At 33.3% G+C, this 15,071-nt stretch carries 12 protein-coding genes; 7 read left to right on the forward strand and 5 right to left on the reverse strand.

Features of this window, described 5'->3' with window-relative positions:
* The first annotated feature begins 153 nt into the window (after positions 1–153).
* The 7 genes from BN4220_RS03035 to BN4220_RS03065 all read left to right on the forward strand — a co-directional run bounded on the left by BN4220_RS03035 (position 154) and on the right by BN4220_RS03065 (position 6,588).
* Positions 154–1,107: an AAA family ATPase gene (locus BN4220_RS03035; protein WP_066713422.1), complete on the forward strand. Its 954-nt coding sequence runs from the start codon at positions 154–156 to the stop codon at positions 1,105–1,107.
* 41 nt (positions 1,108–1,148) lie between these two features.
* Positions 1,149–2,276 (forward strand): DUF58 domain-containing protein, encoded by a 1,128-nt coding sequence (locus tag BN4220_RS03040; RefSeq protein WP_066713424.1) that lies wholly within the window; start codon positions 1,149–1,151, stop codon positions 2,274–2,276.
* Between the two features lie 733 nt (positions 2,277–3,009).
* Positions 3,010–3,477 (forward strand): hypothetical protein, encoded by a 468-nt coding sequence (locus BN4220_RS19975; RefSeq protein WP_148401680.1) that lies wholly within the window; start codon positions 3,010–3,012, stop codon positions 3,475–3,477.
* 390 nt (positions 3,478–3,867) lie between these two features.
* Positions 3,868–4,110 (forward strand): Veg family protein, encoded by a 243-nt coding sequence (locus BN4220_RS03050; protein WP_066713429.1) that lies wholly within the window; start codon positions 3,868–3,870, stop codon positions 4,108–4,110.
* A 155-nt stretch (positions 4,111–4,265) separates the two neighbouring features.
* Entirely contained in the window at positions 4,266–4,652 is a 387-nt protein-coding gene (locus BN4220_RS03055; protein ID WP_066713431.1) for a Fur family transcriptional regulator, read from the forward strand.
* Positions 4,653–4,974: 322 nt separating this feature from the next.
* Entirely contained in the window at positions 4,975–5,520 is a 546-nt protein-coding gene (locus BN4220_RS03060) for an NADH peroxidase (RefSeq protein WP_066713443.1), read from the forward strand.
* Between the two features lie 366 nt (positions 5,521–5,886).
* Entirely contained in the window at positions 5,887–6,588 is a 702-nt protein-coding gene (locus BN4220_RS03065; protein ID WP_066713446.1) for a YjjG family noncanonical pyrimidine nucleotidase, read from the forward strand.
* Between the two features lie 139 nt (positions 6,589–6,727).
* Here BN4220_RS03065 and BN4220_RS03070 read toward each other — a convergent pair whose 3' ends face one another.
* The 5 genes from BN4220_RS03070 to hflK all read right to left on the reverse strand — a co-directional run bounded on the left by BN4220_RS03070 (position 6,728) and on the right by hflK (position 15,003).
* Positions 6,728–8,320, reverse strand: coding sequence for a DEAD/DEAH box helicase (locus BN4220_RS03070; protein WP_066713448.1), 1,593 nt, complete (start codon positions 8,318–8,320; stop codon positions 6,728–6,730).
* A 349-nt stretch (positions 8,321–8,669) separates the two neighbouring features.
* A complete protein-coding gene (gene clpB / locus BN4220_RS03075) occupies positions 8,670–11,258 on the reverse strand; it encodes an ATP-dependent chaperone ClpB (protein WP_066713450.1) in 2,589 nt (862 codons plus the stop codon).
* Between the two features lie 425 nt (positions 11,259–11,683).
* Positions 11,684–13,102: an alpha/beta hydrolase gene (locus tag BN4220_RS03080; RefSeq protein ID WP_066713452.1), complete on the reverse strand. Its 1,419-nt coding sequence runs from the start codon at positions 13,100–13,102 to the stop codon at positions 11,684–11,686.
* A gap of 68 nt (positions 13,103–13,170) precedes the next feature.
* Complete coding sequence (locus BN4220_RS03085; RefSeq protein ID WP_066713454.1) at positions 13,171–14,070, reverse strand: protease modulator HflC; 900 nt, start codon at positions 14,068–14,070, stop codon at positions 13,171–13,173.
* Between the two features lie 3 nt (positions 14,071–14,073).
* A complete protein-coding gene (gene hflK, locus BN4220_RS03090) occupies positions 14,074–15,003 on the reverse strand; it encodes an FtsH protease activity modulator HflK (protein WP_066713456.1) in 930 nt (309 codons plus the stop codon).
* Positions 15,004–15,071 lie beyond the last annotated feature (68 nt).

Raw genomic sequence — 15,071 nt, forward strand, 5'->3', positions numbered from 1 at the left:
GGAGGCATGTTGTAGGAGAATATTCTAGGAGATTATTTTTGGAAGTTATGTTGGAAAATAATTCAATGTATTGATAGATTTTCACAAATTAAATTGCTATAATAAAATAATACAGATTTTATGTGAAACTACTGTCACAGAAAGAAGGTCATTATGGATATACAAGTTATGAATACACTTACAAGTAACTTAAGAAATAATATTAATAAAGTTATCATTGGTAAAAATGAAACTATCAATTATGTTATAACTGCTCTCATTGCTGGTGGACATGTTCTATTGGAAGATACTCCTGGAACTGGAAAGACCTTGTTAGCAAAATCCTTAGCCAAATCCATTGATGCATCATTTCAACGTGTACAATTTACACCTGATTTATTGCCAGCTGATATCACTGGTCTAAATATCTATAATCAAAAAGAAGGAAATTTCAACTTTATAAAAGGACCAGCCTTTACAAATATTTTGCTAGCGGATGAAATTAATCGTGCTACTCCAAGAACGCAAAGCAGTCTCTTAGAATGTATGGAAGAGCATCAAATTACAATAGATGGTGTAACAAGGACTTTAGAAGATCCATATTTCGTAATTGCAACTCAAAATCCCATTGAAACAGCTGGTACTTACCCTCTTCCCGAGGCTCAACTTGACCGATTTATGATGCAATTATCGGTAGGGTTTCCAAACGAAGAGGAGGAGCTACTGATGATTGACCGCTTCATAGCAGACAATCCGTTAGCAGAACTTAACGCAGTATGCACTACTTCTGATATTATCGCTATGCGTGAATATTGTAAAGGAATCTATATCCATCAATGTTTGCGTGAATATATCGTCTCTATTATTCAGCAAACAAGAAAACATTCTGCAATATCATTAGGGGTGAGCCCACGTGGTACACTTGCTTTTATAAAGGCGGTTCAGGTATATGCTGCAATCAATAATAGAACTTTTGTATTACCAGATGACATAAAAGCATTAGCACTTCCTATCTTAAAGCATCGTACCATCTGTTACACTGGTAAAAATTTAGGAAATGCCACACATCCAGTTGAGGAGATTATAAAATCAATTCCTGTACCAAGTGAAGACTTTTCTAACAAGTAATATATCTTACTTTGTCAAGTAAAATGACAGATTGGAGGTCTATGAAATTACTAGTTGCTATGCTTTTTTTCTCTATTATATATATGCTACAGAAAAGACTTTTTCTAAAATATTGGGATAAAAATCTTAAAGTCCATATCGCCCTTTCAAATACTATCCTAATAGAGGGACAAAAAGCATATTTAGAAGAAACCATTGAAAACGATAAGTTTTTACCACTACCTATTTTATATGTAAAGTTTGCAGCCCCTCAATCCTTTATATTTTCAAAGGATGAAAAAGATTTAAGACCTGAAAATAACTATCGAAATGATGTTTTTAGCGTAATGCCCCACCAACGAATCTCTAGAAAATATTCGTTTATCTGTAGTAGACGTGGCTTTTATACGATAAAACATCTTGATATTATATCAAAAGATTTATTTTTAACTGAAATTTTAGCAACACATACTAATATTGATACAAGTATTCATATTTTACCTAAGAAACTATTGAATAGCGAACTTAATACAGCTCTTCTTCTTTCTTTAGGTGATATGATTAACAAATACAATCTTTACGAGGACCCCTTTGAATTTAAAGGGATTCGTGATTACCAACCATATGATTCCATTCGTATGGTTAATTGGAAATGTACTGCAAGAACTGGCGCTTTACAAGTAAATACCTACTATTCTACCTGCGCAAAAGAGATTAGCCTATACTTAAACGTAGAGCCAAATGCTTTATACCGAGCCGATTATCTTCAAGAAGAAAGCATTCGATTAGCATCTACAATAGCAAGTGAATTAATAAGTGCAAACGTATCCTTTAGTTTTTATACCAATGGTGTAGATAAAATTAGTAAGCAAGCATATTGCATCGATGCTGGTAGCGGAATCCATCACATAAATCAAATCGATTTAGCGCTTGCGAGAATTGATTTATCACAAAAGCCAACTGATTTTTGCAAACTTTTAGACGAGATTTCACACAAAGATCCAAATAAGCATCAAATTATTATCATTTCAAACTATAGGAAAGATGATTTACTAAAGGCTTATTCTGACATTGTAGAACGTGGGTTTTCTACTTTATTTATAGTACCTGAATTTAAAGATACTCCAGTAAATCTTGATTTACCAAATATAAATGTGTGGGAGGTTGATTATCTTGAAAAAATTTCTTAATCTATCCATTGATATTATCAATACCCTCATGTTGTTTTTAATATTTACGGCAATATTCTGGTATTTTACGCTCCTTTTTAAAGTACCAATGAAGCTTGAATATTGTGTACTTATTCTAACGTTTCAAATTATTTGTTACCTTATGAATACTTTTATCCGTAATCTTTTTCTTTATGCTGGCTTACACTTTTTCATTTTCTATGTACTATATCATTTATCACTAGGACTACATGCAAGCTCACTTTTCACTTTAGTTTTAATAGTTTTATGTATTATAGATTTTAATTATTGGAGGCACACCCTATTTTCTAAAACATTCCCTCCTTCCTTAGCTTTAGTAATACTACTTATTATAACTAGCATTCATGGAACCCTTGGGCTCTCCCTCCCATTAGGACATTTCTCATATTATGCTGGTATTATATATATCACTTTATATCTATTGCGCCTTTACCTAGTTAATATTGCTACGTTTCACACCAATAATGATAATCGTGTACCCATAAAGAATATTATCAATCTTAATACTAAAATAGTAGTAACAATTATACTCATTTTGTTTGTATTTACGATACTTTTTCAATCTAAAATAATTGAGAACTTCTTAACTCAATCCTTAACAACCATAGGCCTTATATTCAAAAAGCTGATTATATTGATACTCTCCTTAAAGCCTAACAATGCTCCAAAGAATTATGCATTACCTCCCATAGACGTATCTTCAAAGGCACCTATGCTAGAAACGGATGGATCATGGTTGAATATATTTTTTTATGTTTTAGGTATTGTATATCAATATCTCGTTGGATTTGCTATTTTGGGTTTTTTTATATTTATTATTTGTAGATTTATAATTCAGCACTTTCATCGTACACAATCTATGATTGAAGAAGATTCAGAATTCGAAGTGATTGAAGTAAGGGAAAAGATAAAACATAAGAAAAATATAAACAAAGAAACACGATTTAAAAGTAAGAGTGTAAGTGAAAAAATACGCCACTTATATAAAAAGCGCATACACAAATTGCAAATACATGGATATAAAATTCAAACAACTCACACACCTTTAGAACGAGAAGATGACATTCTTACCTCTATGGATGAGAATCTTGCTGATTTAACTCACTTGTATAATGTTGCAAGATACGGAAATGAATCTTTAAATGAGAAACAATTTACCCAAGCTAAGAAATCGAAATAACTGCCGTACCATATCTTGTGCTTTTATATCCTATATTTCTATATATGGTGATTTTTCTATTAATTCTACACTTTTGTTATTATTTTACAGGATTGTGTCCTGATTATTGTGCACTATTTTGTTACGATATAGTGCTATAGAACTATATCTATTATGCCTAATTACAATAATTCACAATTAACTAAGTATTTATTGTGTATATTTTATTAAAACAGACTTCATCATTGTCGGAATTTTCTGACTATTTATTGACTTTATATCACTAATATGCTATAGTAAAGTTACATTTTTTGTTTCCAAAATTTACTTCTTAGTGATCGCACAATAAACTTAATAACACATAACGTGTCCTATTGAATTAGGAAACCGTGTAGATTGGAGAATAGTATTATGAGGCAACCAGAAAATATGTGCTATGTGAGAAATTCGGTGGTGAAAAACATCGGAAAGAAAGTTAAAGTTAGATCTTATAGAGGACGTAATAAAGTAGATGTTGCAGAAGGTATTATATCTGCCACCTATCCATGTGTATTTCTTATTGAATTGGATGGCAACTCCCCTGATTCTTTGAAAACAATGTCCTTTAGTTATACAGACGTTTTAACTAAGGAAGTGGAGTTAGTTCTTTGCTAACTAAGTGTGATAGGCTGTTGTTTGACGACAGCCTTTTTTTCATGTTTGAATACTTTTCTGTATAAATATTAAATTGATTGACATAAATCTAAAAATATACTATTATAATAACGATTACTATTATTTGTCTTCCTAGTTTAGAGAGGAGATTGAATGTGGCTACAATAAAATACAGTCAACAAAGAGAGTCTATTAAGCAATATTTAGCTCAGACAAATGAGCATCCAACGGCTGATACTATTTACACAAAAATACGTGAAATATACCCTCACATTAGTCTTGGAACAGTTTACAGAAACTTAAATTTATTAGTGGATCAAGGCGAAATTATAAAATTATCATGTGGAGATGGCTCTGACCACTTTGACTATAAGGTCGAACCACATTATCATTTTCTTTGCCAAGAATGTGGTTCAATCATAGATCTTGAACTAGATCATCTTGATCAAATTAATAAGTTAGCAGCAAATAACTTTCCTGGTGAAATCGGTGGTCATACTGCTTTATTTTATGGAAAGTGTAAGAATTGTATTGATAAATAAGTTTCAAAAATTTACAAACTATAATGGAATGATTGAATTTTAATAGTTCATTAATTTTATTATAGTTTGTATTTTTATGCCCGCTTATAAGCTTATTATGACTTTATATAGGGGATATCTCTCCTATATCAATAAGTCAGAATAGATTCCAAAAGATAATATGAGAGAAATAATTGAAAAAAAATATCAAATAAGTGTTGACATTTATTTTTTTTTGATGTATTATATAGATAACGATAACGATTACTGTTATTGATTTAAAGTTAATTAAATGTTTACAACAATAAAATCAAAATTATAGATTAAAAGGAGATTAATTATTATGACTAAATATGTATGTTCAGTATGTGGTTATGTACACGAAGGAGAAACAGCACCAGAGGTATGTCCAATTTGTAAAGCACCAGCAGAAAAATTCGTTCTTCAATCTGGTGAAAGAACTTGGGCAGCTGAGCACGTTGTAGGTGTAGCACAAGGTGCAAGCGAAGACATCATGATGGATTTAAGAGCTAACTTTGAAGGTGAATGTACTGAAGTTGGTATGTACTTAGCAATGGCTAGAGTAGCACATAGAGAAGGTTATCCAGAAATCGGTTTATATTATGAAAAAGCTGCTTACGAAGAAGCAGAACATGCTGCAAAATTTGCAGAATTACTTGGTGAAGTAGTTACAAATTCTACTAAGAAGAACCTTGAATTAAGAGTTGATGCTGAAAATGGTGCAACTGCAGGTAAATTCGATCTTGCAAAACGTGCTAAAGCAGCTAACCTTGACGCTATCCATGATACAGTTCATGAAATGGCTAGAGACGAAGCTAGACATGGTAGAGCATTCGAAGGTTTACTTAATAGATATTTCGGTAAATAATTATGCTTTCCTCCGAAGCTGTTACAGAATGAATATCATTTAAATAGTTATTATTATGCAACAGCTTCTTCCTAACTATATATTTCCCCCCAGGCATCTGATGTTAGTTCCCTTCATCAGATGCCTTTTTGTTGCTATTTAATAATAAAAATCTTAGATACATATCAATAAACGCTACAGTTTCTCCTAACACTTCTTTACTCTCAAATAAATCATGGTATAATGAATACGGAATGAGGTACCCTGAAATCTCACCTCTAAAATGCCGATTTAAGCTTTATGATCATGAGTTTCTTTTGGTTAGGCTATAAAATCCTTTGGCATAATAGTTATATATCTCACACATATAAGAAAAGGACGAACTTTATGAAAAACAATACAAATACGAAATATAAAACATTACTCTTTGATGCAGATGAAACACTTCTCGACTTTAACGCAGCGCAATATGATGCTCTAACCACCCTATTTGAAAACCATGGTTTTGAAATTAATGATTCCATCCGTGAACAATATCACACCCTCAATACTAGCCTTTGGAAAGCATATGAAAGAGGCGAAATTAAAAGAGATGAGATTCTTAACACAAGGTTCTCAAAACTCTTTCATGAACTTGGATATAACGTGGATGGGGTTGCCTTTGAAAAAGAATATCATCAAGAGTTAAATAAAGGGCATAAGATAATACCAGGTACTATAGAATTACTTGAAGAGTTAAAGGATACACATGATTTATATATCGTTACAAATGGAGTTGCAGATACGCAATACAAACGTCTTACTGCATCTTCTCTTTTGCCTTATTTTAAAGAAATTTTTGTTTCTGAGGTAACTGGTTATCAAAAGCCTCAGGTTGAATTTTTTAAATATGTTTTTGACAGAATCCCTAATTTTAATCCTGAGGAAACCATTATTATTGGTGACTCACTAAGCTCTGATATGCAAGGCGGTATTAATGCTGGAATTGATACTTGTTGGTACAATAAAGCAGGTGTTAATAATAGTCTTAAACTACCAATTACTTATGAAATACACGAATTAAAAGAATTACTTCCGATTGTTCGTTAGCATTCTTATATAATATAAGCAAAAAAGCTGTTAATCTAGTTACTTACCAATATAGGTACTAGATTCAACAGCTTTTATTTATATATTATTTTTTCTTAAATTTAATTCAAATAAATATTAATTTCTGAAAAATAATATCTTATTTACGATTTGCAGGCTCAATATTTACTGATTTACCTTTAATCTTCGCTTCTTTCATAACCTGAATTACTTCAGCAGCGTATTCTCTTGGAACTTCAACAAATGTGTATTTGTCAAACATATCAATGCTTCCAATTAATTTACCAGGCATTCCAGTTTCACCAGCAATCGCTCCAAGAATATCTCCTGGTCTGATATTTTGTTTCTTACCAAGGTTAACAAACAATCTTACCATTCCATCTTCTGCACCTGTATCACCAAAGTCATCATACTTTGCTTTACACTCTTCTGCAGAATCTGTATCCTCACCCATTGCAAGTTTTAAGAAAGCTGCTGCCATATCAAGAGTTGTGTAATCTGCTTCATTGACCTTTTCTTCAATTAAAGCAATCATCTTTGTTAAATCTTCTTTTTCAATTACATCATTGATACGATCAAGAATTTTTTCAGCTTTCACAGCAGTTACATCGTTAATTGATGGAATTGGCTGCATTTTAATCTTAGTTTTGCAGTAACGTTGAATATCTCTTAACTTATAAACTTCCTTACCTACTACAAGATTGAATGCGCGTCCAGTTCTTCCTGCACGTCCTGTACGTCCAATACGGTGTACATAGTATTCTTCATCCTGAGGAACATCATAGTTAAATACTGCTTCTACATCATCAACGTCGATACCTCTAGCAGCTACGTCAGTAGCAACAAGTATTTCAGCCTTACCGTTACGGAAGGAATTCATAACACGATCTCTTTGTTGCTGCTTTAAGTCACCATGTAGACCTTCTGCAAAGAATCCTCTTCCTTGTAATGCACTCACTAATTCATCTACCTGACGCTTTGTATTACAGAATACTAAGGAAAGTTTAGGTGAATACATATCAAGTAAGCGAGTTAAAACTTCTAACTTATTCTTAGGTCTTACTTCATAATAGTATTGCTCAATTTTAGGAACGGTTAATTCCTTCTTTACTACCTTAACCACGGTTGCGTCTTTTTGATAAGTTCTTGCGATTTCCATGATTGGTTGAGGCATAGTTGCTGAAAATAGAATTGTCTGTCTATCTTCTGGCATATCCTTTAAAATAGTCTCAATATCCTCACGGAATCCCATGTTAAGCATTTCATCTGCTTCATCAAGTGCAATCATTTTAACCTGATCAAACTTAACTGTCTTTCTTCTCATATGATCCATGACACGGCCAGGTGTACCAATCACAACTTGAACTCCTGATTTTAATGCACGAATCTGTCTTGTAATGTCTTGCCCACCATAGATAGGTAACACTTTAATCCCATGAAGAAACTTCGCAAATTTATGCATTTCATCAGATACTTGAATTGCAAGTTCTCTTGTTGGACATAAAACGATTGCTTGAACGGCTCTTACTTTTGGATCAATATTTTGTAATATTGGAATACCAAATGCTGCTGTCTTACCAGTTCCTGTCTGCGCTTGACCAACAATGTCTTTCCCAGATAATACAACCGGTATTGCCTGCGATTGTATTGGTGTCATTTCTTCAAAGCCCATTTCTGCAATGGCTCTTAATATCGGAGTTTGTAACTCCATTTCATCAAATCTTACTGTCATTTATAGATTTCCTTTCTCTTCCCATCCCTGGGTTGTCAAGATACAAAGCATCTAACAAAAGGAAATTGCACGCAAAATATTTTATATTCGGCGAAAATAGCCCAAAAAAGCTCTTGGCCATTAAGGACAAGAGCTTTCAGATTTTTGTTTAAATGCTCTAAATAAATTATTGTACCGGGTTGTAGTATATCATAGTATTTAGTTGCCCGTCAAGGGGGTCATTTTTCATAAACTATTGATAAATGCTATATTTTACAAATGTAGACTGCTTTTTTAAATAGTATTAGCCTTTTTGTTTGATACTTTTATTATTCAATGTAAACTTTACGACTAATTTACCACTTTTATATTATGCATTCTTAACCTTTGCAACTAATTTACCATTTTCATTATCAACTACTATCGTATCCATTTGTTTTACCTGATCACTTAAAATTAGTCTAGCACTTAAAGTTTCAACATTCTTTTGTAGATAACGTTTTAATGGTCTTGCACCATAGATTGGATCATATGCCTGATCAATAATTAAATCTTTTGCTGCATCGGTTAATTCTATTTTAATCTCTCTATCTTCCAATCTCTTATTTAAATCATTTACTAATAAGTCCATAATACTTCCTACATTTTGTTTTGTTAATGGCTTAAATAGTATGATTTCGTCCAAACGATTTAGAAATTCAGGTCTAAAATGTCCACGTAAGTCATTCATTACTTCGGCCTGGGCTGTACTGCTGATTTCACCATCTGGATTGATTCCATCTAATAAATAAGAAGACCCTATATTAGAAGTCATAATCAGAATTGTGTTTTTAAAATCAACGGTACGTCCTTGTGAATCGGTAATACGTCCATCGTCAAGTACCTGTAAAAGCACGTTAAAGACATCAGGATGCGCCTTTTCTATCTCATCGAAGAGAATTACCGAATAAGGTTTTCTACGTACTGCTTCGGTCAATTGGCCGCCTTCTTCGTATCCTACATATCCTGGAGGCGCTCCAAGTAATCTACTTACCGAATATTTCTCCATATATTCACTCATATCGATACGAACCATATTTTGCTCGTTATCAAACAAAGCTGCCGCTAATGCTTTGGCTAACTCAGTTTTACCTACACCAGTAGGTCCAAGGAATAAGAATGAACCAATTGGTTTTGTTGGATCTTTAATACCAGCTTTAGAACGTAGGATTGCATCGGATACCTTACTAACGCCATCCTCTTGTCCAATAACACGTTTATGAAGTTCCTCATCTAAGTGTAGTGTCTTATTACGCTCACTTTCTGTTAACTTAGATATTGGAATTCCTGTCCATCTAGAAACGATTTTTGCGATTTCTTCTTCACTTACATTTTCATGGACAATGGTGTGTTCTTCATTCTTAACTCGCTCTTCCTCTTGTTCTAATTGTTTCTTAATTTCAGGTAATTTACCATATTTTAATTCAGCAGCACGGTTTAAGTTGTATTCACGTTCTGCAACTTGAATTTCATTATTCACTGCCTCTAATTCTTCACGGAGTCTTTGAACTTTCTCAACGGAAGCTTTCTCATTGTCCCATTTTGCCTTTTTCACAGCAAATTCTTCACGAAGTTCTGCTAATTGTTTTTGTAAGTCTTCCAAACGCTCTCTACTTAAACGGTCTTCTTCTTTTTTAAGGGCTGCTTCTTCTATCTCCATTTGCATGATTCTACGTTGCACATCATCAAGTTCTGTAGGCATAGAATCAAGCTCTGTTTTAATTAAAGCACATGCTTCATCCACTAAGTCTATCGCTTTATCTGGTAAGAAACGATCAGAGATATAGCGATTGGATAGGGTAGCTGCTGAAACTAAAGCTCCATCTGTAATCTTAACTCCATGGAATACTTCATAACGCTCTTTTAAACCTCTTAAGATTGAAATGGTATCTTCCACAGTTGGCTCATCTACCATAACTGGTTGGAAACGTCTCTCTAGAGCAGCGTCTTTTTCTATATATAAACGATACTCATTTAAAGTTGTAGCACCAATACAGTGAAGTTCACCACGTGCTAGCATTGGTTTAAGCATATTGCCTGCATCCATAGCACCTTCTGTCTTACCTGCTCCAACGATGGTATGAAGCTCATCGATAAACAAGATAATTTGTCCTTCACTATTTTTTACATCTTCAAGCACTGCCTTTAAACGTTCTTCAAACTCACCACGATACTTTGCACCAGCCACCAAAGAGCCCATATCAAGTGCAAATAGACGTTTATCTTTCAAACCTTCTGGTACATCACCACGAACGATACGTTGAGCTAATCCTTCAACAACAGCTGTTTTACCAACACCAGGTTCACCAATTAAAACTGGGTTGTTTTTCGTCTTTCTTGATAAGATACGAATTACATTACGGATTTCAGAATCTCTACCGATTACTGGATCTAGTTTTTGATTTCTAGCTCTCTCTACTAAATCATATCCGTATTTTTGAAGAGTGTCGTATGTTGCCTCTGGATTATCACTTGTTACCTTTTGATTTCCACGCACTGTCGCTAATGCTGTAAGAAAACGTTCTCTTGTAATTCGAAACTCTTTAAAGAGATTTGAAATTTCCTTATTTGGATACTTTAATGTGCTTAGAAAAAGGTGTTCCACAGAAACATATTCATCCCCCATTTGGCTAGCTTCATTCTCTGCATAAATAAGTACTTTATTTAAATCATTACTTATATATACTTGGCCACCGGATACTTTTGGTCGTTTCTTTAATAATCCTTCTAGTTGTGCTTTAAACACTGCTGGATCTATTTCCATTTTCATGAATAGCTTAGGAATTAAGCCTTCTGAATCACTGAAAAGAGAATATAAGAAATGCTCTTGATCAATTTGTTGGTGACCGTAATCATATGCAATTTTTTCACAATCTTGAACTGCTTGCATTGACTTTTGTGTAAACTTGTTAATGTTCATAGCTATCCCTCTTTCCTATTTTTATATTAATTACTTGATTTCATTTTTTAATCCATCAAAATTATTTTCTTGTTATATAACTAATATAACACCTATAATAATATTTTTCAAGTAGGAATTTCAAATTTTTGTTATAAAAATGAAACTTCAATATCTAAGATGTTCATACTTAATAAATATGATTCAATAAATTGCTATTATTATGCCCAACATTGCATTAAAAAACATTGTTCTGAACTATCGTAATAAATCAGTTTAATATTAAATTAAACAATAATTTTAAAGCTTTACTTATAAAAAGTAATGCCATTAAATTAAAAAATCTGGATAAGTCGTTGGCTTTGGCCAACTTCCTATCCAGATTCTTTTAATTTTTATATCCTTTAATTTTGTAACAATATTTCATAAAAACTATATTCTCATCTTTACTCTCGAATGGATATCCACTCTGCAATATCTTCAATCACCTTAGAATCTACATTCCCTTTGATGTCGTATTCCTTCGTATCAGATAACCCATTGGATTGCATAAATAAATGATTTAAACCTTCATATAGAACAAAACTTGCATTCTCATTGCCTTCCAATATGGTTTTCCATTCCTCAAAATCCACATCTGCATAAACTTGAAAATCTTCAGAACCTTGTAAGAATAGCATTGGAATCTTTAATTCTTTTACTAAACTCTTCGTATCTATTTCATTAAGACTCTTCCAATAATAACCCGTAGCGCCAAGAATTGCATCTCCTAGATTTTCATTGTCTATGTTTTTAATTGACTGAATCATTTCGTTGTATTGGCTTAGGGTATATGCTTTATCTTCTTCCGTAAGATTTGTCTGAAGTTCCAACGCATCTGTAACCTGGTCAAGAATAATATCTTCTAAATGTCTTGGACTTCCTGCAAGAGAGACTATTCCTGCTACCTCAGGATTATCTGTTGCTATCTTAGGCGCTAACATGCCACCAAGACTATGCCCAATTACATATATTTTGCTACCATCCACTCTTTCATCTGTTGCCGCTAAATCGATTGCATAGGAAACATCGTCAAGTACTTCATCATAGATTGTAAAACGATCCGTTGCCTTATCTGCGTATTGATAAAAACGTTTATTATAACGAATAGAAGCTATTCCTCGTTCTGCAAGTCCATGGGCAATATCACGAAATGGTTTATTGCTAACTGCTCCTATGGTTTCATCTAAATCTGTTGAACCAGAGCCTTGGACAAGGATAACTACAGGTGGTTTTGAAACTCCATTAGGAAGTGTTAATTTACCATCCAAGAGTAAATCTCCGTGCCCCACTGATATATCATATTCAGTAAACTTTTCACTTTGGACCTCTTCCTCTAAGGCCTGATAAGAAAACCAGATTCCTTTCACTTGTTGTTCCTTGTCATAACTAAGTGTAAGTAAAAGACCATTTTCTTCAAACTCCATTACAGTTTTAACGACGGTAGTGTCACCTTCTGTTTCCATGTCCTGTGATTTAATATCAATAAACTCACCAAGTGCCTCTACAGTTGATTGCCATACCGATTTTAGGTATTCTTCTGAAACTTGCTTCTTTATTTCCTCTGTAGAATTTTCTACTACTTTTTTGAAATCAAGTTTTACAAATTGATTTGCGTATTCTTTCGATAACTCTAATAAATCAACTTCATCTACTTTCTCTTCCGTATCCGTAGGTTTCACCGTAACAGTAGGACTCACCCCTGCAGTAACTGAAATGTTATCTTCAGATACTGTATTCTTACCGTCATCATTTTGTTTACATCCGATAAGCGTAAGTAAACTTAAGGTTATAACAAATCCAAACAGTGCTTTACTTTTCTTCACAATAAGACCCCCTGACTAATTTATAGTTATATACATTATTGGTTTATTTTACAGATACATTCAAACCATTACTTAATGTTATTAAAAATTTGAGCAATTGGCGAATCAGAAGATAGTATCAATGTTTTATTAGAGCCTGTTAAAGAAAGTTTCGCAGCATCTAAAGAACGAACAAATGAATAGAAGTCACTTCTTGAAACATCCGAGTATGCACTAGAAAGTATCTTCATATATTCTGCTTCTCCTTCTGCAATTATTTTTTCCGCTTCCGCCTTTGCTTTAGAAACACTAATTGCTATTTCATTATCTGTTGTAGTTCTTATTTTCTTGGCTTCAGATTCACCTTCTGCGGTATAAGATGCTGCTATGTTATTTCTTTCTGAAATCATTCGTTCATAAACAGCGGTCTTATTATCCGTTGGTAAATCGAGGTGTTTTGTTTCTACACTAATTAAATGAATTCCATACTGATCCATCGTTGTTCCTATGTTATCCATAATAGCATCAGAAAGCTCACCATCTCTACCAGAGATTACTTCTGCTTGGGTCATGCTACTAATTACATTCTTAAGTGAATTATAAACTATCGTATTAATTCTACTCTCTGCATTCGCCATCTGAGAGTTTAAAGTTTGAACGAATTTTACTGGATCTGTAATTTCCCACAACACATAGCTATCCGCAACCATTGTTTTTTTATCCTTTGTTATAACATCGGATGTAGCAAGATCAAATAGCAAGGTCTTTTTTGGTAAGGTAGTTGTTGTTTCAACAAACGGAGCTTTAAAACTTAATCCTGCTTCTTTTACTACCTTTTCCACTCGTCCAAATTGTTTTATTAATGTGTATTCATCTTCCTTAGTTACTACTACGGACATGCCAAGCACCCACAATGCTGCAATTACCGCAATTAGAAGTATCACTTTGGGCGCTACTCTTTTTTGTTTGATACGTTCAACTTCACCCATAAACTATTCTCCCTCCTGCACAAAAGAATCCAATGGCAATATTGTTTGCGTTCCAGTTTCTGTGTTATCTATAATAACTTTAAGATCAGGAAGAATATCCTCCATCGCCTCATAAAACATTCTTTGCTTTGTTATGAGTGGGAACTTAATATATTCCGCATACATTGCATTAAAACGAGCTACCTGTCCTTCTGCTTCATTAATTCTTGCTTCTTTTGTTGCTTCCGCTTCTTTTAATATTTGGTCAATGGAAGCTTCGGATGCTGGTAATTCTTCATTACGATATTTATTTGCATTATTAATGGCTGTTTCTTTCCCCTGTTTCGCTGTTTCAACTGCTTTAAATGCTTCCATAACCTCTTCTGTTGGAGGCTCAGCATCTTGTATTGTTAAATTTATTAATTGCACACCAATATCTTGTTTTTCTAATTCTTTTACAATCTTTTCACGGATTGCATTCTGAATCTCATTCTTTCCTGTGGTAATTACACTATCTACATCATAACTTCCCACCTCGGCACGTATGCAACTTTGAGCTAAGTTTTTTAATATTTCCACTGGTTGATCGGAAGCGTACAATGCTTTAACGGGATCAATTACTTTATATTCCACATAAAAATCTACATTAACGAAATTATAATCGGAAGTAATCATAAGTGACTCTTCTGAAATTGTCTCTCCCGTCTTTTCATCATATCCAATTGCAAATCCTTTAATTGTTGTATCTACTTTTGTCACCTCTTGAATAAAAGGTATCTTAAAATGCAGGCCCGGTTCATTTACTGTACTTGCCTTACCAAAGGTCGTAACAACTGCTTGTTCTTGCTCATTAATAGTATACATTGAATTACCGAAAATCACTAATAAAGCTACTATCACTGCGACAACTACAACTGTTCTGACTACATGTTTCACAGGTATATTATCTCTCATCCTATCCCTCTTTCTGGTATCTATTAGATTCCTATAAAACCAATTTTTTCTTGGTATCACCTAAATAT

This window comes from Clostridium sp. Marseille-P299 (genome assembly GCF_900078195.1).
In the GTDB taxonomy this organism is placed as follows: domain Bacteria; phylum Bacillota; class Clostridia; order Lachnospirales; family Lachnospiraceae; genus Lachnoclostridium.